The organism is Luteibacter aegosomaticola (assembly GCF_023078475.1).
GTDB lineage: Bacteria > Pseudomonadota > Gammaproteobacteria > Xanthomonadales > Rhodanobacteraceae > Luteibacter > Luteibacter aegosomaticola.
The window spans coordinates 1,169,966-1,190,926 of sequence record NZ_CP095741.1; the positions used below are offsets into that span (position 1 = coordinate 1,169,966).

A 20,961-nucleotide genomic window follows, 5' to 3' on the forward strand; every position below is an offset into this window, starting at 1 on the left:
CAGCGGGCCTTGAACCGAGGATGAGCGGTTACTCCTCGACCACCGTTTCGTCGGGCACGCTGCTGACCAGCACCTTGTCGATGCGCGCGCCATCCATGTCCACGACCTCGAAGCGGTGGCCTTGCCAGGCGAAGGATTCGCCCGCGTGCGGGATGTGCCCGAACGCCGTGGTGACCATGCCCGCCACGGTGCGGAAGTCGTGCTCTTCTTCGTTGGGCAGGCGATCCAGCTGGAGCAGTTCACGCAGGTCATCGGCCGGCAGCGCCCCGTCGAGCAGCCAGCTGCCGTCGTCGCGGCGGATGATCGGGCCGTCCTGGGCCGCGTCGTCCACCGCGGGCGCGGTCGCGCCGACCACCGCGGAGAGCAGGTCGTTCAGCGTCACCAGGCCCTCGATATCGCCGTATTCGTCCACGGCCAGCGCCAGCTGGGTATCCGCGTCACGGAACGACTCCAGCAGGTCGAGGGCACGTGCCGTGGCCGGCACGAACAGTGGCCGGGCCACATGGGCGAACAGGTCGACGTCGCCGGTCTGGAGGAAACGGATGAGCGATTTGACCTCTACCGTGCCGATCACCTCGCTTTCGTCACGGCGGTACACCGGGTAGCGCGAGAACGGCGTCTGGCGGAGGACCTCGAGGTTGTCCTCGCGCGGCGCGGCGATATCCAGCCACGCGATCTTCATGCGCGGGGTCATCACCGAGCCAACGGTGCGGTCGCCCAGGCGCAGCACGCGGTTCACCATGTTGCGCTCGTCGCTGTCCAGGATGCCCTGTTCGGCACTTTCGGCCACCAGCAGGCGGATTTCTTCTTCCGTCGCCGCGTTCGCGCCCTTCCGGTGCAGGCCGAGCACCCGCAGGATCCCGGTGGACACGTGGTTGAGCAGCCATACGAGGGGCAGGGTGATCCGCGATACCACCAGCATCGGCATGGCGATCTGGCTGGCGATCCGCTCGGGCGCGGTGAGGGCGGCGCGCTTGGGCACCAGTTCGCCCACGATGATCTGGATCAGGGACATCAGCAGGAAGCCAATCAGCCAGCCGAGCACCCGCATGTAGGGCTCCAGCCACTGGGGGCCGTCGCCGTGGATCAGCTCGGCGAAGTGCTCGGCCAGCTGGTCGCCGGCCAGGGCGCCCGTGATCAGGATGATCAGGGTCATGCCGACCTGAACGGTCGAGAGGAACTGCTCCGGCGCTTCGGCCAGCTGGAGCGCCACCCGGGCACGCCGGCTGTCGCGGGCCATCTGTTTCAGGCGGCTCTTGCGCGAAGCCACCACGGACATCTCGGACAAGGCGAAAAACGCGTTGCCGAGGGAAAGGACGAAGACGAGCAGGAGTTCGGTGAGCATGTGCAGGGCTATATACCAGACACGGCCAGTAAGGTCTTGCCGGGCGGATGCACCAAGGGTGGGCCGAGGTCCGGTAACATAAGCGTCATATTCCCCGATGATCCCCCAGGCAACCCCATGTTTTCACTCCAGACCATGTTCGGTAAGGGCGACAAGTTCTACGGCCTGCTCGAAGAAAGCGCCGAAGCCGCCCGCGAGAGCGCGAAAGCCATGCACCAGCTGGTGACCCGCGCCGACCGCTCCCCGGTCATGGCCGCCTTCACCACCACCCGGGCCCGCGAGAAGGCGCTGCACGCCCAGATCGGCGAAGAACTGGTCAACACCTTCGTCACCGCCCTGGACCGTGAAGACATCGAGGCGCTGAACTCGGCGCTCTACAAGATCCCCAAGACCATCGAGAAGTTCGCCGAACGCTACGTTATCGTCGCTGATCGCCTCCAGGGCGTCGATTTCGGCCAGCGCGCCGTGCTGCTCGAGCAGTCCGCCGATGTCGTGGTCGACATGATCGCCCAGCTCCGCCAGGGCCTGAAGATCGGTCCCGTGAAGAAGCTGCGCGACCAGCTGCATGCGCTGGAAGCCGAGGCCGACCGCCTCCTGCTCGATCCCTACCGCACGCTTTACGCCGAGGGCTCGGATCCGCTGCGCGCCATCCTCACCAAGGACCTGTTCGAACTGATCGAGAAGGCGGTGGACAAGTGCCGCGACGTGGGCAACGTCGTCTACGCCATCGTCCTCAAGAACTCCTGACGGCAGGCGTCCCATGAGCATGGTTATTGCGGTCGTCCTGATCGCCCTTGCCTTTACCTATATCAACGGCTTCCACGATACGGCGAACTCCATCGCCACCGTGGTCGCTACCAAGGTCCTTACCCCAGGCCAGGCCGTGCTGCTGGCGGCGGTTACCAACCTCGCGGGCGCCCTGTGGGGCACGGCGGTGGCGGCGACCATCGCCTCGGGCCTGATCGATACCGGTGTGGTGGAAGTGGGCTCGCAGCTGCTGATCAGCGCGCTGCTGGGCGCCACGATCTGGAACCTGATCACCTGGTGGCTGGGCCTGCCGTCCAGCTCCAGCCACGCCCTGGTGGGTGGCCTTGTGGGCGCTGCTCTGGCGGCCTCGCAGGAAAACATCCATTCGATCATCTGGTGGCAGGGTGGGGCGCACTGGTGGCTGGGCAAGGGCGTCGTCCCCAAGGTCATCGTCCCGATGATCGTCTCGCCGTTCCTGGGCTTCGTCATCGGCTTCCTGCTGATGGGCGCGCTGTACGCGCTGCTGGGCTGGTTCTCGAGCCAGAAGGGTTACCTGCACCGTTTCGGCCGTACGCCGTTCGTAAACAGCTTCTTCGGCAAGGCTCAGATCGTGTCGGCCAGCGCCATGGGTCTGTCGCACGGTATGAACGATGCGCAGAAGAGCATGGGCATCATCGCCCTGGCCCTGGCGGGTGCGACGGCGGCGGGCCACTTCGACCACCTGCCGGCGTTCCTTTCGTTCCTGCGTATTGAGCACGATCCGTCGGCGCCGGGTGGTTTCCCGATCCCGGTGTGGGTGAAGGTGGTTTGCGCGCTGACGATGGCTGGCGGTACCGCGGGTGGTGGCTGGCGCATCATCAAGACGCTGGGCCACAAGATGGTGAAGCTGCATCCGATCAATGGCTTCGCGGCGGAGGGCAGTTCGGCGGCGGTGATCCTGACGGCGTCGGTGCTGGGTATCCCGGTGTCGACGACGCATAACGTGTCGGCGTCGATCATGGGCGTGGGTGCGGCGAAGCGTTTCAATGCGATCCGCTGGTCGGTGGTGGAGCGCATGGTGTGGGCATGGATCCTGACCCTGCCGATCACCGCGGGCATCGGCTACGGCCTCGTCAAGCTCGGACATTTGTTCTAACAAGCCTGGACGGCTCGCCTTCGGCATCGCGGGCTCGGCTTACGCCATCGCTTTAGCGCTCAGACGTCTCTGGAAAGAGCCCTCGGCGCCCACCCTCGCTGCTCAGACAGGTCCTCGTCGTTCGACAAGGATGCCCCTCCGGGGCCATGTATTTGATTGGCCTACGGCCGCGAACCGGTCGCCGGGCGGGGGTTTGAAACTCGCCATCCTGGCTCGGTTTCAAACGAGCGGCCCTCCATGGCCGCTCCCGCCTTCGGCGGCTGTTCCCGCCCGTCGCCCTCGCCTGCGAAACTCGCCTCGAGGGTGGGCGCCGAGGACTCTCCGAGGCACCGAGGATGTGTGATGGGACCGCCGGCACCATGGTCGTGGCGGCCGGCCTTGTCGCCCGAGGCACAAACCCACCGACGTGCCCGCGACGTTCCTGTAGGAGCCCACCCTGTGGGCGACGCCGTTCGCGGCACATTCCGGGTCTTGCGGCGCTTGGCTCTTGATCGATCGTGCCGTACGAGAGGGCCTGAGCGCTGAGGCGAAAGATGTCGCCCACAGGGTGGGCTCCTACGGCCGTTTGTCAGGTGTGGGGTGCCGCGAGGGCGGCCGTGTTGCTGGCGGTGGCTTTCCCATCGGTTTGCCTCAGTGTGTCCGAGAGCCCTTGGCGCCCACCCTCGAGGCGAGTTGTCGGAGACGAGGTGGGCGGACGGGAACAGCCGCCGCAGGCGGGGCCGGCCATGGATGGCCGGTCGTTTGAAACCGAGCCATGGATGGCGAGTTTCAAACCCCCGTCCGCACGCCGGTTCGCGCCCGTAGGGCAATCAGGTACATGGCCCCGGAGGGGCATCCTTTTCGAACGTTGGAGACTTGTCTGAGCAGCGAGGGTGGGCGCCAAGGGCTCTTTCCGGAGACGTCCGAGCGCGAACGCGATGGCGAAAGCCGAGCCACGCGATGCCGAAGGCGAGCCGTAGAACCCCTACAGCGCGTCAGCCTCACCATTCACGACCTGCTCCAGCTGGTCACCCGTGGCGCCCAGCTCCTCGATGATCCGCGCCAACTCGCGCTCATCCAGGTAGTCGTAAGGCCGGTTCTCACAAAGGTGCAGATACGGCGAGCCATCCAGATCGGCCTCCGCCAGATAACCCGTACGCTGCTCCCAGTTGAAACGCAGGCAACGCCGCGCATCCAGGCCCGAAAGCGGCCCAATCGGCGTCGAAAGGCGTAGGAACCGCTGGCCATCGCCATCCTCAAGCTCAGCCAGGTAAATGCCCTGATGGCGGCCATCCGGCAGCTCCAGATCGAAGCTGATGACGTAAGGCTCATTCTGCCGCAGCTTGTGGATGCCGCCGACATGGGAGCGGATCGCCTCGAAGTGACGCATGGTCTTGCCCTGGGCTCTAACTTGGACCCCCGATGGTACGCTCACCATGTTTCGTTTGGCATGCACGAATCCACCATGGCTGAAGAACTCGACGACGACGAAGCCCGCGCCCTGCGCGCCCAGCGCATCATCGCGGCCGTCGCCGCAATACCCCGTGGCCGGGTCGCAAGCTACGGTGCGATTGCCGCACGCGCCGGCTACCCGGGACGCGCGCGCCTGATCGGGCGGGTGCTGGGCGAGGCGCCAGGCCGCCTCGACCTGCCGTGGCACCGCGTGCTGCGCGCCGATGGCCGCATTGGCATCCCCGCAGGCACCCAGGGCTACCGGGAGCAGTGCCGCCGATTGAAAGCCGAAGGCGTCACGGTGAAGGACGGCCGTGTGCCCATGAGTGCCTTCGGCCTCGACCATGATCTGGATCGCGCGATCTGGGGTTTCCCGGGCGCTTAGCGGTACACCACCTCAAGGAGGCGCCAGCGCGTGGCGGGATCTCGTTCCATGGCGTATGCGAATAGCGGCACACGGGCCAGGCTTGCTGTGGACCGTGTCGTGGTTTCGACAGCCGCCTGGCGTTCGCAGGCGGTCGCGGGGTCGCCAGCAGGGCAGGTGGGCTCCAGGATCGCGCCGGAGAAGCGGATCGCACCGCCGTCGGCGGCCAGAACGGGTGACGCTGTGCAGGCGAGCAGCGTCAGGAAGGGCAATACGGTGCGCATGATGTCGTCCCCTTGGGTGCCCGGAAAAAGCCGGTGGCTGGCGGGCACTTAGCCCACGTCCATTACGCGCCTTCGCCAGCAGACGGGACAAGCGCTTACGGCTGAATACGGTGTAGGCCTACGCTGATTTGGGAGGGTTCCCGTTCAGGCCGGAGGACCCGGTTTGTTAGCATGGGCGCATGCAGTCTTCCGCCTCTGACATCCTAAATTCCGTTTTCGGGTACCCCGCGTTCCGCGGCCAGCAGCAAGCCATCGTCGAGGAAGTCGCCGGTGGCGGCGACGCGCTCGTGCTCATGCCTACGGGCGGCGGCAAATCGCTCTGCTACCAGATCCCGGCGCTCATGCGTTATGGCACCGGCATCGTGGTATCGCCGCTCATCGCGCTCATGCAGGATCAGGTCGATGCCCTGCTCGAAGCAGGCGTCAGGGCGCGTTATCTCAACTCCAGCCTCGATGCGCTGACCCAGCGCGAAGTGGAAGACCAGTTGCTCGCCGGCGAGATCGACATGCTCTATGTCGCGCCCGAGCGACTGCTGACGGGCCGGTTCCTCGCGCTGCTCGATCGTATTCCCATCGCGTTGTTCGCCATCGACGAAGCCCACTGCGTCTCGCAGTGGGGCCACGACTTCCGCCCGGAGTACCGCGAGCTCACGTTGTTGCACGAGCGCTTCCCGGAAGTGCCGCGCATTGCGCTCACCGCTACCGCCGATGAGCGGACCCGCGAGGAAATCGTTGACCGGCTGCGCCTGGGCGAGGCCAAACGCTTCGTTTCCAGCTTCGATCGCCCCAACATCCGCTATCGCGTGGCACCTCGGCAGAACGCACGCCGCCAGCTGCTCGATCTGCTCGACGCGCACCGCGGCGACGCAGGCATCGTGTATTGCCTGAGCCGGCGCAAGGTCGATGAAACCGCGGCATGGCTCGCGGAAGCGGGTGTCGATGCATTGCCATACCACGCCGGCCTCGACCAGGAGACCCGCCAGCGCCACCAGCAGCGTTTCCTGCGGGAGGATGGCATCGTCATGGTCGCCACCGTCGCGTTCGGCATGGGTATCGATAAACCCGACGTACGCTTCGTCGCACACCTCGACCTGCCGCGCAGCATGGAGGGCTACTACCAGGAGACCGGCCGCGCCGGTCGCGATGGCCTGCCTGCCGAAGCCTGGATGGTTTACGGCTTGGGCGACGTAGTGACGATGAGCCAGATGATCGCGCAGTCCGAATCGGGCGACGATCGCAAGCGCATCGAGCGGCTCAAGCTCGATAACCTGCTCGGTTATGCGGAAGCGACACGCTGCCGCCGCCAGCTCTTGCTCGAAGCCTTCGCGGAGAGCCATGGTGGAAACTGCGGCAACTGCGATAACTGCCTCGTCCCTCCAAAGACCTGGGATGCCACGCTCGCCGCGCAAAAAGCGATGTCGGCCATTTACCGAAGCGGCCAGCGCTACGGCGCGGGTCATCTGATCGAAATCCTGCGCGGCGAGGCCGGTGAGCGCGTACGCGACCTGGGCCACGACAAGCTCAGTGTCTTCGGTGTCGGCGCCGACATGGATGCCACGCAGTGGCGTTCCGTCTTCCGCCAGTTGCTTGCAGCGGGGTTGATCGAGGCCGATCCGGAGGGGTACGGCACGCTACGTCTGTCGGCGCAGAGCGGGCCGGTGTTGAAGGGCGAGCGCACCGTACAACTGCGCGAGGATGCCCGCCCTGCAAAAGGCCGGCGCACGAAAGGCTCGGCGCCCGCCGCGGGCAGTACGCTTGGTATCGAGGCGACGGAAGAACCCTTGTGGAACGACCTGCGCCGTGTTCGCGCGGAGCTGGCCAAGGCACACGGCGTGCCGGCGTACGTCATCTTCCACGATGCCACGCTCCTCGCCATGCTGCGTGCGCTGCCGCAGGATGAGGATGAGCTCTCGGCCATCAGTGGCGTGGGCGAAAGCAAGCTCAAGCGCTATGGCAAGGATTTCCTTGCGGTCCTCACGGCCGCCGAATGAGATGGGTTGGCTGGCGCGGGTTTGAGAGTATTCTCAAACCCGCGCCAGCGTTGAAAAAAATCCGGCCGAAACGCTTGCATCGCAGGGGTGGTGTCCCCAAACCTTAGGGGCTAGCCCCACATCGATACGTTCGCCGACGTGACGAGACGAGGGTGCATGCCGCGGCGCGCCGCCGCGGCTAACGACGACTCAGGGAGCCGCCCATGCACGACGCCACGCCACTCATCGCCACCATCGTCGGTGGACTCGTCCTCGCCTTCATCTTCGGGGCCATCGCCAATCGCATCCGCCTGCCGGTCATCGCCGGCTACCTGGTCGCGGGCGTCGTGGCCGGGCCGTTCACGCCGGGCTACGTCGCGGACGCGCATATCGCGCAGGAACTCGCGGACCTTGGTGTCATCCTGCTCATGTTTGGCGTGGGCCTGCACTTCTCGCTGAAAGACCTGCTCGCGGTAAAGAACATCTCGATCCCCGGTGCCGCCGTGCAGATGGGCGTGGCGACGGGGCTTGGCATGTTGCTGGGCTGGGCGCTCGGCTGGCCCATGGCGCAGGGCTTCGTGTTCGGCCTGGCATTGTCGGTCGCAAGCACCGTGGTGCTGCTGCGTGCGATGGAGGAACGCCGCCTGCTTGATAGCGACCGCGGTCGCATCGCGGTCGGCTGGCTCATCGTGGAAGATCTCGCGATGGTGCTTGCGCTCGTGCTGCTCCCCGCGCTGGCCGGTTTCCTGGGCGAAGGCCACGAAGGTCCGGCGCCGGGCATGGGCGAACTCGTGCAGACCGTCGCCATGACCATCGGCAAAGTGGTCCTCTTCGTCGCCGTCATGCTGATCATCGGTAAGCGCGCCATTCCGTGGATGCTGCAGGCAGTGTCGGGTACCGGCTCGCGCGAGCTGTTCCGGCTCGCCGTGCTCGCCATTGCACTGGGCGTGGCGTTCGGCGCTGCGCATCTGTTCGACGTGTCGTTCGAGCTGGGCGCGTTCTTCGCCGGCATGATGATGGGCGAGTCGAAACTCTCGCAGCAGGCGGCGGAAGAAACGCTGCCGCTACGCGATGCGTTCGCGGTGCTGTTCTTCGTCTCGATCGGCATGCTGTTCAATCCGCACATCCTCATCTCGCAGCCGTGGCTCGTCCTTGCCGCGTGCCTCATCATCATCGTCGGTAAGTCGGCCGCTGCGTTCTTCATCGTGCGGATGTTCGGCCGGCCGAAGAAGACCGCGCTGACCATCGCTACCAGCCTTGCGCAGATCGGCGAGTTCTCCTTCATCCTGGCAGGCCTCGGCGTGTCGCTCGGCCTGCTCAGTGAAGAAGCGCGCGACATCCTGCTCGCCGCTGCCATCGTTTCGATCCTGGTGAACCCCTTGCTGTTCGTCGCCCTCGATCGCTGGGTGGCGAAACACGATGCCGACGCGCCGGAAGAGCACCCGAACATGCGTGGCCACACGGTGCTCGTGGGCTTTGGCCGCGTCGGTCGTCGTGTGTTCGCGGAGCTGAGCGCGGCGGGGTCGCCCATCCTGGTGATCGAGACCGACGAAGACGCGGTGCGCGATCTTCGCGAACAGGGCGGGGCGGATATCGTGATCGGCAACGCGGCCGCAGCACCGGTACTGGCCGAGGCCAACCTCAATTCGGCGCGTGCGCTGATCGTCGCGGTGCCCGATCCGTTTGAAGGCGGCCAGGTCGTGCGTGCGGCGCGTGCCGTGCGTCCCGATCTGCCGATCGTAGCCCGCGCCCACTCACCCGAATGCGTGAGCCACCTGGCGGGCCTGGGTGCCAGCGAGGTGATCTATGGCGAGCAGGAACTGGCCCACAGCATGTTCGAAGCCGCTCAGCCCAAGGTCGCAGCCGCGGGGCACGGCGGTCACTGAGTGCGATCGACGCTAGGCCCGACGTGCTGTGCCCGGCGTAGCGCCAGGTGTTTCAGGCCTGGCGTGCCGCCGCGCTGGGCTGCAGGTTTTTCTCCGAATCGTTGATCATCGCCAGCATGGCGTCGCTCGCCGCCTTCGGGTCGCTATCGCGGATCGCGTGGAATGCCTGCTGGTGGTACGGCAGTGAGTATTTGAAATTCGCCGTCGTGCGCGCGGACAGCACGAAAAACGTGCCCAGCGCGGTTTCGATCACGGTAAAGAGCGATGAAAGTAATTCATTGCCCGTGGCGCGCAGTACCGCATCGTGGAACTTCAGGTCGGCATCGGCCCACTCGTCGAGCGTGGTCGATGCTTCCATCAGGCCGAGCGCGGCTTCGATGCTCGCCAGTTGTTCCTCGCTGCGGTGACTCGCTGCGGCGGCCGCGGCGGCCGGTTCGATAATCTTGCGCATCTGCACCAGCTTGTGGACGAAGTCATCCGTCGGCATCGAGGCGCAACGCCACGCGAGCACGTCGGGGTCGAGCTGGTTCCAGTAGCGCTCGTCGAGCACGCGCGCGCCAACGCCCGAGCGGGATTCGATGAGGCCCTTTGCCGACAACACTTTCAGCGCTTCGCGCAACGCGGTGCGGCTGACATGCAGGCTCTCCGCCAGTGTTTCCTCGCGGGGAAAGATCTCGCCTGGCCGCACTTTGCCGCCGACAATGCGCTGTCCAAGCTCCTGCACGACATGGCCGTGCAGGTTGCGCGCCGTACCTGGTTTTTTCACTGAAGGCCGCCCTGTGACATGCACTTAGTCATATAAACGGACTATATGCAGATCGGGACGAATACCGCCAGATGGTGGACGTCTTCCCGGCGAGTTTCGTAAGCGCCATCGGTGCTTTTCGTGCGGCGCTGCGACAGGGAGGCCCGCGCATTACATCACCTAACGTCCCGCATCGACGAAAACGCGTCGCATTCTCCGAACTTTCTCACTCAAACCTTCTTTTGCCGCAGTGCGGCAAAAGAACCTAAGTAAAATCGGACACTTGCGACTTTGTAGGACAATATGTTTGACTGATGTTCCGCCGAGTCAGGCGGGTGTGGGGACAACACAAGCGACGAGCGGGTGACCTGTCAGGCCGCCCATGGGGAAGGCATGCCCGCGCTGACAAAAAGCGCGGCCATTGAGGGAAGGGCAGCATGGCGAAGGCATGTTGGGCACAGGCAGTGGGGCTGGCGATCGCGCTGGTGGCGCCGATGGTTTCGGCGACTGACGCGGCGCGCTGGACGCCCGCCCAGGCGAACGCCTGGTACGCGAAGCAGGCATGGCCTGTCGGTAGCAACTACATCCCCGCCGATGCGATCAACCAGTTCGAGATGTGGCAGGCCGATACCTTCGATGCCGCCCGTATCGACAAAGAGCTTGGCTGGGCCCAGAAGCTTGGCATGACCACCATGCGTGTGTTCCTGCACGACCAGCTCTGGCAGCAGGACGCCGCAGGCTTCAAGAAGCGCATCGATACCTTCCTTGCCATCGCCGCCCGTCACGGCATCAAGCCCGTGCTGGTCCTGTTCGATTCCTGCTGGGATCCCACGCCGAAGCTCGGCAAGCAGCACGCGCCGGTGCCGGGTGTGCACAACTCCGGCTGGGTTCAGGGCCCTGGCGTAGCGATGGACGATCCCAGCCAGTATCCCCGGCTGAAGGACTACACCGTCGATATCGTCAAAACCTTCGCGAAGGATCCGCGCATCCTCGCGTGGGACGTGTGGAACGAACCGGATAACCCCGGCGGTGGCAACTACACCACCAACCCGAAGGACAAGTTTGATCGCGTCGCCCAGTTGCTGCCCCAGGTGTTCGATTGGGCGCGCAGTGCGGCACCCACGCAGCCACTCACCAGCGGCGTATGGCATGACGATAACTGGGCGCCGGGTGCGAAGCTCAACGCGGTGGAGACCACCCAGCTCGAGCGCTCCGACATCATCACTTTCCACAGCTACGACTGGCCGGAGACGTTCGTCTCCCGTGTCGCGCAGCTGAAGCCGTACGGCCGTCCGATGATCTGTACGGAATACATGGCCCGCGGCGCCGGTTCCACCATCGACGGCATCCTGCCGCTGGGCAAGAAGCTGGATGTCGGCATGATCCAGTGGGGTTTCGTCGAGGGGAAGACGCAGACCACCATGCCCTGGGATTCCTGGGACAAGCCTTACGTGACCAAGCCGCCCGTGCTCTGGTTCCACGACCTGCTGCATACCGACGGCACGCCGTACCGCCAGCGTGAAGTCGAGATTGTCCGCCTGCTTTCGACCTCGCCACGGGGTGTGGTGCCGCCAGACGCCGTGTCGTATCCGCTCCAAGCCGTCAAGAACGTTCGCTGATACCTAATCTCTGAGGGGAGATTTCCATGAAGCGCTTGTCCATCCCAACGACGCTGCTCGCGTCGATGATCGCTGCTGCCTTGTCGCCGGTGTACGCCGCCGACGCCCCGGCTGCTTCCACTGCCCAGGCACCCGCCGGTGTTGTCGCCCAGACCGCCACGCCCGCCCCGCAAACCACCGACCAGGCTGCCGACCAGGCGGCCGGTAAGGACGGCAAGAAGCCCGCCGCCACGGCGCAGCGCGATGCGGCCGCGAACGCGGTGAACCTTAATGGCGTGACCGTGCAGGCCCTGCGCGAGAGCCTTTCCAGCGCGCAGCAGATCAAGCAGGACTCGCGCATGGTCGTCGATTCGATCGTGGCGGAAGACGTGGGCAAGCTGCCCGACAACAGCGTGGCCGATGCGCTCCAGCGCATCACCGGTGTGCAGGTGGCGCAGGGCTTCCAGGGCGAAACCACCTCGGTGGTGATCCGCGGCCTGCCCAATGTGGCCACCACGCTTAACGGCCGCGAGATCTTCTCCGGCGTCGGCCGCGCCTTCGCGTTCCAGAACCTGCCGGCCACGGCGGTGAAGGCGCTGAACGTCTACAAGTCGAGCGAAGCCAGCATGATCGACGGCGGCATCGCCGGCGTGGTCGACATGCAGCTGTACCGCCCGCTGGATTTCGACGGTTCGCGCGTCTCGGCGACCTTCAACGAAACCCATAGCCATTACGCCGACAAGAACGACCCGCAGGGCAGCTTGCTGCTGAGCAACCGCTGGCACACCGATGCCGGTGAATTCGGCGCGCTGCTCAACGTAGGCGCGAGCGAGCAACACTACGACTACAACGCCGTCTGGGCCGACTATCCCAAGGTGCTGACGGGCGCCAACGGCGACCCGATCCGTTCCAGTGGCGGCGACCTGATCTCGGCACCGAACGGCTTCGGCGCCGACTACAACCTCGGCAAGCGCAAGCGCCAGGAAGCGAACTACGCGCTGCAGTGGAAGCCGAACGACAACACCGAGTTCTACGTGGAAGGCCTGTATGACTGGATGAACGACCAGTACAACCAGCCGTTCTTCTTCAGCTTCCCCACCGGTGCCATCGACCCGAGTTCGGTGACCGTCGGCAACAACTGCTACGCCAACCAGCAGACCGGCTCGGCCTATTACGGCCAGCGCATCTGCGATGCCACCAGCGCCACATGGAGCGGCAACAGCTACGCGGCGACTAGCACCCAGGCCCACCAGGAACGGGGCCACGATATCCAGAACTCGATCGGTGCGAAGTGGCATGAGGACAAGCTGAGCCTCTCCACGGATTTCTCGTGGAACTCTACCTCGTTCAACGAGCAGACCTTCATCATCGATACCTTCCTGAAGGGGCCGATCACGACGGTGTGGAGCGGTAACCAGGGCGATCACACCAACTGGGGCCTGGCCGGAAATCCCGAAACGAATCCGTCGAACTTCTACCTCAACGGCCTGTTCCAGACCTGGAATAACCAGAAGGCCAAGCAGTTCGCCTGGCGCGCCGACGGTAACTACGATTTTGCTGGCGATTTCTTCCAGTACGCGGATTTCGGCCTGCGCTATTCGAACCACAAGGCGCAGTACGTCGGCAGCGTGGAAATCTCCACGCCGCCGCCGGGTGGTACGGGTGACATCCCGGCCAATCCGAACCCGGCCAACCAGGTGGTCGCGCGCTTCCCGAGCGATTACTTCACGGCCATGCCCAGCACCTCGGCGCTGCCGACGAACTGGCTGACGGGTTCGTATAGCTACCTGACCAACAATGCCGACGCCCTGCGCGCGCTGTACGGCCTGCCGACCGGCCTGGCGCCCGAGAATCCGGGCCGTTACTACCAGATCAAGGAGCAGGCGATCGCCGGCTACCTGCAGGTGGCCTATGGCAACGATCTGTTCGGCATGCCGTTCGACGGCCTGATGGGTTTCCGCATGGAGCGCAACCTGCGTCGCCTGAATGCGTACTCCTATAACGCCGATACCAACATCTACACGCCGATCAGCGCCGGCACGAATGCGCCGGTGTACCTGCCGAATCTGAGCTTCAACCTGCACATGACCGACCAGCTGCAGTTGCGCCTGGTCGCGGCCAAGACCATCACGTACCCGGACTTCGGCCAGCTGAATCCGTCGATCTCGCTGAACCCGCCGACGATCAATCGTGCCGGTGCGGCCGCCAGCGGTAACCCGAACCTCACGCCGATCAAGTCCACCAACTACGACGCCTCGCTGGAGTACTACTTCGGTCAGTCGAGCTATGTGAGCGCGAACGCGTTCTATCGCGACATCAAGGGCTACATCCAGAACTACGTGACGGACGTGACGATCGGCGGCCTGCCGTACCAGCTGTCGTCGCCGCAGAGTGCGGGTTCCGGCCACCTCGATGGTGCCGAAGTCGCCTACCAGCAGTTCTTCGATTTCCTGCCGGGTGCGTTCAATGGCCTGGGCGTGCAGCTGAACTACACGTACATCGAAGGCAGCACGCGTTCGCCGCAGTACATCGGTGGCCCGGTGGTGGCCGCGCCGCTGCAGAACGTGTCGAAGAACAACGGCAACGCCGTGCTGATGTATGAAAAGTACGGCGTGTCGGCTCGTCTCGCTTACAACTACCGCAGCCACTACATCGATGGCTTCAACGCGGTGAACGTCGCCGGTGTGAACGACTGGATCAAGCCCGCCAACCAGGTCGATTTCTCGCTGGCTTATGACTTCACCAAGAACCTGACGGGTGTGTTCAACGCCACCAATATCCTTGGCGCCAACCTGCACCAGTACTTCGGTGACGGCACCAGCCGCCCGCGCGATATCCGCTACCAGGATCGTAGCGTCGGCGTGGGTATCCGTCTCAAGCTCTGACGTTTTCTTCCCTGGCGTATCGGGCATTGCGTCCCGATACGCTTCTTTTTTTCACGAGGGATAACACGATCATGATGTCGTTCAAGCGCCACGCGCTCGCCCTGGCCCTGCTTTCCGTCACCACCGGTGCCTGCGCGGCGCCGGCCATGCCGGAGGTGGTCGGTACGCATCTCGCCGACGGTTCGGGTTATGTCACCGTCACGCCCATCGGCGAGGGCACCGACCGCCTGCTGATGGCATTCGAGCAGAAAGGCATGGCGGGTATCGCGCTGTGGCGTAGCGATGATGGTGGTGACCACTGGCAATCGGTGGGCAACGTCACCGACCAGGTGCACAAGGACCCGGCATGGCAGTTGCGCTGGCAGCCGCACCTGATGCGGATGCCGCGCGCCAGTGGCGGCCTGCCCGCGGGCACGTTGATTCTTTCGGCGAATGCCACAGGCAATAACGCCGAGGGCAGGGTGTCGTCGGAGGATCTGCAGGTCTACGCCTCCACCGACCAGGGCGCGACGTGGCATTACCGCGGCTCGGTCATTCGTGGCGGCGGCAAACCCGAGGACAAGGACAACAAGGGAGTGTGGGAGACCAACATCCACATCCTCGATGATGGCCGCATGGTGGCGTATTACTCCACCGAGCAGCACAAGGCTGAAGGCTATAACCAGGCGCTCGGGCACAAGCTGTCCACCGACGGCGGCAAGACCTGGGGCAACGAAGTACTGGATGTGGCCATTCCGGGTGGCGTCGAGCGGCCAGGCATGGCCGTTGTCACGCGCCTCGGCGATGGCCGCTATGCCATGACCTACGAAAACATCGACGGCCCGAACAATGGCCAGGTGCACATCAAGTTCAGCCGCGATGGCCTCGACTGGGGTGATCCGCAACGGCATGGCCTGCCGGTGGCGACCGCTTCGGGCGCGTGGCCGTCGGCATGCCCTGTCGTGCAGTGGTTCCCGATCGGTGGCCCGGAGGGCACGCTGGTGATCTCCGCCGAGCGCGCGGGCGGTGGTGGCGATGAAGGTGGACGTTCGCTGTACTGGAACAACGCTTCAGGTCGCGGGCCGTGGTGGGAAGCACCGGCTCCGGTGCAGAAGCGCACCGGCAACATCCACGCTGGCTGGACACAGGCGTTGATTCGCCGTGCGGATGGGCGTTTCCTGCATGTGACGACCTCGTCGTCGCCCACCGAGCCCACCTCCGAATGGGCGAATGAAGTGCTCTATCAATCGGCCGCGCTGGATTTCGAGCGGTTTGAAGCGGAAGACGCCGCGCGGGAAGGCAGTGTTGCCATCCCTGATCCGAAGGCGTCGAACGGGCGCAAGGCGCGGCTCGGTGCGGGCCGCGATGGCCGGCTGACGTTTGACGTGAATACCGGGGCCGGTGAGCGCACGCTGCGCGTTCGCTTCCAGACCGTCGGCTTGCCGGGCGTGCCGGCGCTCGCCGTCAACGGCGCTCGCCAGCCAGCAGGTACAGTGCGCGATGACCATGATGGATGGTCGATGCTGGAGACGCGGGTGAAGCTGTTGCCAGGTAGCAACACCATCGATATCGATGGCGGCGCGCACGTGCTGGATATCGATTTCCTGCAGGTGAGTCCCTGATGCGGCCGCTGATCGGCGCATTGCTTGTGGCGGCTGGGGTGATGGCGGGAGGTGCCTCCGTCCGCGCACAGGCGCTGCTGCCTTCCGGTCCCGATCCGTGGGTCGCGCAGCGCGATGGCGTGTATTACTACATGAACACGATGGGTGACCGCATCGCGATCCGGAAGACGACGGACCTGCAGAAGCTGAGGGATGCGCCGCCGGTCACCGTCTGGACGCCGCCGGCTTCCGGCCCGAATTCGGCGGCCGTCTGGGCACCGGAGCTGCACTACCTCGACGGCAAGTGGTACCTGTACTACACGGCCGCCGACAAGCAACACAACGATGACGCCCATCGGCACATCTTCGTGCTGGAGAACGCCGCAGCAGATCCGACCACGGGGACGTGGGTCGACAAGGGCATGCTGGCGACGCATCTCAACGGCATCGACGGTACGGTGTTCGAGTACCAGGGCAACCGCTACTTCGCGTACTCGGCCTATGTGGGCGACCACAGCGACCTGGTCCTCGCGCCTATGCCGAACCCGTGGACCCTTGGCAAACCCCAGGTGGATATCGCCACGCCGACTTTCACCTGGGAAATGCAGGGGGGTCGAAAGATCCTCGAGGGCCCCGAGTTCATCGAAGGCCCCGATGGCACGGCCTACCTGAGCTACTCCGGTAGCGCATGCTGGGCCGATGGTTACTCGATCGGCCTGCTGACCGCGGCAAAGGGAGCGAACCTGCTTGCGTCCGCCACCTGGGTGAAGTCCCCGAAGCCGGTCATGGCCAGCTCGCCGCGAAACAACGTCTACGCCCCGGGCCACAACGGCTTCTTCAAATCGCCCGACGGCAAGACCGACTGGATCATCTACCACGCCAACGGCGGCCCCGACTGGAAATGCACCGCCCGCCGCGCACCCCACGCCCAGCCACTGAGCTGGGACCCGAGGGGCAAACCCATCTTCCCCGAACCCCGCTAACCCCATAGCTCTTGTAGGAGCGCGCTTGCGCGCGATCCACGCTGCCGCCAGCTCCATCGCGCGCAAGCGCGCTCCTACAACAGCGGCGGCGCGCATTCGCAAGACATTGCCGGACACATCGCCCTAACGTTTCGCTGGCTACCGTTAACGGGTTAGCACTAGCGAAAACGGAGGCACGATGGCATCCCGGATCGAAGATTACGCCATGCTCGGCAACTGCCGGAGCGCGGCCCTGGTGGGGCGCAACGGCTCCGTCGACTGGCTCTGCCTGCCACGCTTCGACTCGTCCGCCTGTTTTGCCGCCCTGCTGGGCGACGAAGGCAATGGCCGCTGGTCACTGGCCCCGGCCGACCCCGACGCCACGAGTACACGCCAGTACATCGATGGCAGCCTGGTTCTGGAGACGGTGTGGACCACGGCTACTGGCAAAGCCAGGGTCATCGATTTCATGCCGTTCGCCGGCGACCAGGTCGGCATCACCCGGATCGTCGAGGGGCTGGAAGGCCGCGTCGACTTCGAAAGCCGCCTCACGGTCCGCTTCGATTACGGCAACGCGTTGCCCTGGGTCACGACCTGCGACGACGGCACCCTGACCGCCGTGGCCGGCCCCGACATGGTGGCGTTGCGCACGCCGGTCGAGATGGAAGGCGAGGGCATGGAAAGCGTTGGCCGCTTCCAGGTGGCGGCCGGTGAATCCGCCCCCTTCGTCTTCGCCTGGGGCCCGTCGCACCTGCCGCCACCCGAACCCCTGGATCCGCGGAAGGCCTTGAAGGATTCGCTGGACTACTGGGAAGCCTGGTCCAACCGATGCAATGGCAGCGGTGAGTGGAGCGATCTCGTCCGCCGCTCGCTCATCGTGCTGAAAGGGCTGAGCTACGAACCCACGGGCGGCATCGTCGCCGCTCCGACGACGTCGTTGCCGGAACAGTTCGGTGGCGAACGCAACTGGGATTACCGTTTCTGCTGGGCACGCGATGCCACCTTCGTGCTCTCCGCGTTGGTGAACGCGGGCTACCACGACGAAGCCAGCGCCTGGCGCGACTGGGTCCGCCGCGCGGTGGCCGGCTCCCCCGGCCAGTTGCAGGTGATGTACGGCCTGGCGGGCGAACGCCGGCTCGAGGAATACGAACTCACCTGGCTGAAAGGCTACGAGGGCGCACGCCCGGTTCGCGTCGGCAACGCCGCTTCCAACCAGTTCCAGCTGGATATCTTCGGTGAACTGGTCGGCGCGTTCTCGCATGCGATGAAACACGGCGTGGTGCTGCATCCGGAGGCCGACAACGTCCAGGCCGTGTTCCTCGACCACCTGGCCGAGATCTGGCGCCACCCCGACGAGGGCATCTGGGAAATCCGTGGCGAATCACGCCACTTCGTCCATTCCAAGGTCATGGCCTGGCTGGCGTTTGCCCGCGCGGCCGAGCAGCAGCGCGAGGGCCTGGACCCGCATTATGTAAAGCGCTGGCGAAGCATCGCCGATGAGATCAAGGCCGATATCCTGGCCAAGGGCGTCGATCCCGAGCGTGGCTGCTTCACCCAGTCCTACGGGTCCAAAGAGCTCGATGCGAGCCTGCTGCTGGTGACCCTTACCGATTTCCTCCCGCCGGACGATCCGCGCATCATCGCCACCGTGCGCGCCATCGAAGAAGATCTGCTGGTCGAGGGCTTTGTCCGCCGTTATGACACCCGCTCGGGCGTCGATGGCCTGCCGCCGGGCGAGGGCGAGTTCCTGCCGTGCAGCTTCTGGCTCGTCGAAAATTACGTGATGCTGGGCCGGATGGACGAAGCGCGGGCGCTCTTCGAACGCCTTGCCGCACTCACGAATGACCTCGGGCTGCTCTCGGAGGAGTACGATCCCCGTTCGAAACGGCTCCTGGGCAATTTCCCACAAGCCTTTTCGCACGTCGCGTTGGTTAATGCCGCCTTTAGCCTGGCGCACGGATACAGCGCGACAGCCGATATCCACGCATCCCCCGAATCCAACGTTCCCCAAGGAGTCAGTGCATGAGCCAAGCCCAACCGAAGCGCGCGACCTCCCGCGCTCATCCGGCCGACCCGTGTACCGTCGTGATCTTCGGCGCCGCCGGTGACCTCACCAGCCGCCTCGTCGTCCCCGCGCTGTACAACATGCGCCGTACCGGCCTGCTCTCGGATAACTTCTCCATCGTGGGTTTCAACCACGGCAAGATGTCCGACAACGCCTGGAAGAAAAACCTGCATACCTCGCTGGAGCGCTACGTCTCCGGTGCGGGCCAGCGCCTCGATGAAGAGGCCTGGGGCTGGCTGAGCAGCCAGATGACCTACTTCGCCGGCGATTTCGACGATGCCGCGTCGTTCCACTCGCTTGCCACCAAGCTGAAGGACATCGATCGCCGCCGTGGCACCCAGGGCAATGTCCTGTTCTACCTGGCCACGCCGGAGCGTTTCTTCGGCGATGTAATCGAGCAGCTGCGCAAGGCCGGCCTCACCGACGATGGCGGCGTGGATGGCGACCACTGGCGCCGCGTCATCATCGAGAAGCCGTTCGGCCACGACCTGGCCTCGGCCCAGGCGCTGAACGAGCGCATCCTGAAGGTGCTGCGCGAAGACCAGATCTACCGCATCGACCACTTCCTGGGTAAGGAAACGGTGCAGAACATCATGGCCTTCCGCTTTGCGAACGGCCTGTTCGAGCCCATCTGGAACCGCGACCGCATCGACCACGTGCAGATCACCGTGGCCGAGACCGTGGGCGTCGAGCGCCGTGGCTCGTTCTACGAGCAGACCGGTGCCATGCGCGACATGGTGCCGAACCATCTGTTCCAGCTGCTGGCCATGGTGGCGATGGAGCCGCCGACCTCGTTCGATGCCGAAGCCGTGCGCACGCGCAAGGCCGAGGTGATCGAGGCGATCCGCCCGATCGCACCGGAAGATGCCGTGCGGGGCCAGTACGGCCCGGGCGCGGTGAATGGCCAGCTGGCCCGCGCGTATCGCGACGAGCCGGACGTGGCGCCGGATTCGGTCACGGAAACCTTCGTGGCCATGAAGCTTTCGATCGACACCTGGCGCTGGTCGGGCGTGCCGTTCTACCTGCGCACCGGCAAGCACATGGGCCGTCGCACCACCGAGATCGCGATCCGCTTCAAGTCCGCCCCGATGGCGCCGTTCCGCGGCACGGGCATGGATGCGTTCGGGCCGGACTGGTTGGTGCTGCAGATCCAGCCGGATGAGGGCATCTCGCTGCAGTTCGACGTGAAGCGCCCCGGCCCGCGCGTGGAGCTCGCTCCCGTGCGCATGGATTTCAAGTACGCCGACTGGTTCCGCGCGGAGCCGAACGTGGGCTACGAGACCCTGCTTTACGATTGCATGACCGGCGATGCGACGCTGTTCCAGCGCGCGGACATGGTTGAGGCATGCTGGCGCGCGGTGCAGCCGGTCATCGATGACTGGCACCAGCGCACGCCGGCGGATTTCCCGAACTATGCCTCGGGCAGCGCGGGTCCGGCGTCGTCGGATACGTTGCTGGCGATGGGCGGCCGTTCGTGGCGTCCGCTGAACACCGGCACCGAGCCGGCACGCCGCGCGGCGCGTCAGAAGGCTGAAGCGGGTTCCGCACCAGTGGCGGCGGCTAAGGAGCCGGCAAAGCCGACGCGCACGAAGCGTGCAGCGGCGAAGAAGGTATTGCGCGCGGCGTCGGTGAAGAAGGCTGCACCTGCCAAGAAGGCGACCGTGAAGAAAGCGGCGGTGAAGAAGGTCGTCGCGGCCAAGAAAACGCCCGCGAAGAAAACGGCAGTCCGCAAGGCAGCCACCAAGAAACGCACCACGAAGAAATAAGCCAAAGGGGCCCTCCGGGGCCCCTTCTTCTTTCGTAGGAGCCCACCCTGTGGGCGACATGTTTCGCCTCACCACAACAGTTCTTCAGGCTTTGTCGCGAACGGCGTCGCCCACAGGGTGGGCTCCTACACGGGGGCCTTGTGTCAGTGTGAGGAGACGTAGATCGCGTCGGCGAAGGGCTCGGGTAGGGCGAAGCTT

15 protein-coding genes are annotated in these 20,961 nt (G+C 65.0%); 11 read left to right on the forward strand and 4 right to left on the reverse strand.

Annotation, left to right across the window (positions count from 1 at the left end; all coding sequences use genetic code 11):
- Window positions 1-28: 28 nt before the first annotated feature.
- Window positions 29-1,345, reverse strand: coding sequence for a hemolysin family protein (locus tag L2Y96_RS05195; RefSeq protein WP_247333386.1), 1,317 nt, complete (start codon window positions 1,343-1,345; stop codon window positions 29-31).
- A 117-nt stretch (window positions 1,346-1,462) separates the two neighbouring features.
- Here L2Y96_RS05195 and L2Y96_RS05200 point away from each other — a divergent pair, with 117 nt between their 5' ends.
- Window positions 1,463-2,092 (forward strand): DUF47 domain-containing protein, encoded by a 630-nt coding sequence (locus L2Y96_RS05200; protein ID WP_247333388.1) that lies wholly within the window; start codon window positions 1,463-1,465, stop codon window positions 2,090-2,092.
- A 13-nt stretch (window positions 2,093-2,105) separates the two neighbouring features.
- Window positions 2,106-3,227 carry an inorganic phosphate transporter gene (locus tag L2Y96_RS05205; protein WP_247333390.1) on the forward strand — a complete coding sequence of 374 codons (1,122 nt, stop codon included), beginning with the start codon at window positions 2,106-2,108 and terminating at the stop codon, window positions 3,225-3,227.
- Between the two features lie 964 nt (window positions 3,228-4,191).
- Here the strand turns inward: L2Y96_RS05205 and L2Y96_RS05210 are convergent.
- A complete protein-coding gene (locus L2Y96_RS05210) occupies window positions 4,192-4,596 on the reverse strand; it encodes a hypothetical protein (RefSeq protein ID WP_247333391.1) in 405 nt (134 codons plus the stop codon).
- 75 nt (window positions 4,597-4,671) lie between these two features.
- Between L2Y96_RS05210 and L2Y96_RS05215 the strand changes: the two genes are divergently transcribed.
- Complete coding sequence (locus tag L2Y96_RS05215; protein ID WP_247333392.1) at window positions 4,672-5,043, forward strand: MGMT family protein; 372 nt, start codon at window positions 4,672-4,674, stop codon at window positions 5,041-5,043.
- On the opposite strand, the gene L2Y96_RS05220 is transcribed toward L2Y96_RS05215, so the two are convergent.
- On the reverse strand, window positions 5,040-5,306 hold the full coding sequence (locus L2Y96_RS05220) for a hypothetical protein (protein WP_247333394.1): 267 nt from the start codon (window positions 5,304-5,306) through the stop codon (window positions 5,040-5,042). The genes L2Y96_RS05215 and L2Y96_RS05220 overlap by 4 nt on opposite strands.
- A 179-nt stretch (window positions 5,307-5,485) precedes the next feature.
- Between L2Y96_RS05220 and recQ the strand changes: the two genes are divergently transcribed.
- Together recQ and ybaL are read left to right on the forward strand one after the other, a co-directional pair.
- Window positions 5,486-7,297 carry a DNA helicase RecQ gene (gene recQ, locus L2Y96_RS05225; RefSeq protein ID WP_247333404.1) on the forward strand — a complete coding sequence of 604 codons (1,812 nt, stop codon included), beginning with the start codon at window positions 5,486-5,488 and terminating at the stop codon, window positions 7,295-7,297.
- Window positions 7,298-7,500: 203 nt separating this feature from the next.
- Window positions 7,501-9,162 (forward strand): YbaL family putative K(+) efflux transporter, encoded by a 1,662-nt coding sequence (gene ybaL, locus L2Y96_RS05230; protein ID WP_247333406.1) that lies wholly within the window; start codon window positions 7,501-7,503, stop codon window positions 9,160-9,162.
- Between the two features lie 52 nt (window positions 9,163-9,214).
- Here ybaL and L2Y96_RS05235 read toward each other — a convergent pair whose 3' ends face one another.
- Window positions 9,215-9,928 (reverse strand): FadR/GntR family transcriptional regulator, encoded by a 714-nt coding sequence (locus L2Y96_RS05235; RefSeq protein WP_247333408.1) that lies wholly within the window; start codon window positions 9,926-9,928, stop codon window positions 9,215-9,217.
- Between the two features lie 416 nt (window positions 9,929-10,344).
- On the opposite strand from L2Y96_RS05235, the gene L2Y96_RS05240 reads away from it, so the two are divergent.
- The 6 genes from L2Y96_RS05240 (at window position 10,345) to zwf (ending at window position 20,763) form a co-directional block, all read left to right on the forward strand.
- Complete coding sequence (locus tag L2Y96_RS05240; RefSeq protein ID WP_247333426.1) at window positions 10,345-11,526, forward strand: glycoside hydrolase 5 family protein; 1,182 nt, start codon at window positions 10,345-10,347, stop codon at window positions 11,524-11,526.
- Between the two features lie 26 nt (window positions 11,527-11,552).
- Complete coding sequence (locus L2Y96_RS05245) at window positions 11,553-14,390, forward strand: TonB-dependent receptor (protein WP_247333436.1); 2,838 nt, start codon at window positions 11,553-11,555, stop codon at window positions 14,388-14,390.
- Between the two features lie 71 nt (window positions 14,391-14,461).
- Window positions 14,462-15,991 carry an exo-alpha-sialidase gene (locus tag L2Y96_RS05250; protein WP_247333437.1) on the forward strand — a complete coding sequence of 510 codons (1,530 nt, stop codon included), beginning with the start codon at window positions 14,462-14,464 and terminating at the stop codon, window positions 15,989-15,991.
- Complete coding sequence (locus tag L2Y96_RS05255; RefSeq protein WP_247333439.1) at window positions 15,991-16,953, forward strand: glycoside hydrolase family 43 protein; 963 nt, start codon at window positions 15,991-15,993, stop codon at window positions 16,951-16,953. The genes L2Y96_RS05250 and L2Y96_RS05255 overlap by 1 nt, the downstream gene beginning before the upstream one ends.
- 178 nt (window positions 16,954-17,131) lie before the next feature.
- Window positions 17,132-18,958, forward strand: a complete 1,827-nt coding sequence (locus L2Y96_RS05260) for a glycoside hydrolase family 15 protein (RefSeq protein ID WP_247333441.1) — start codon at window positions 17,132-17,134, stop codon at window positions 18,956-18,958.
- A complete protein-coding gene (gene zwf, locus L2Y96_RS05265) occupies window positions 18,955-20,763 on the forward strand; it encodes a glucose-6-phosphate dehydrogenase (protein ID WP_247333443.1) in 1,809 nt (602 codons plus the stop codon). Before L2Y96_RS05260 ends, zwf begins: the two co-directional genes overlap by 4 nt.
- Window positions 20,764-20,961: the final 198 nt, after the last annotated feature.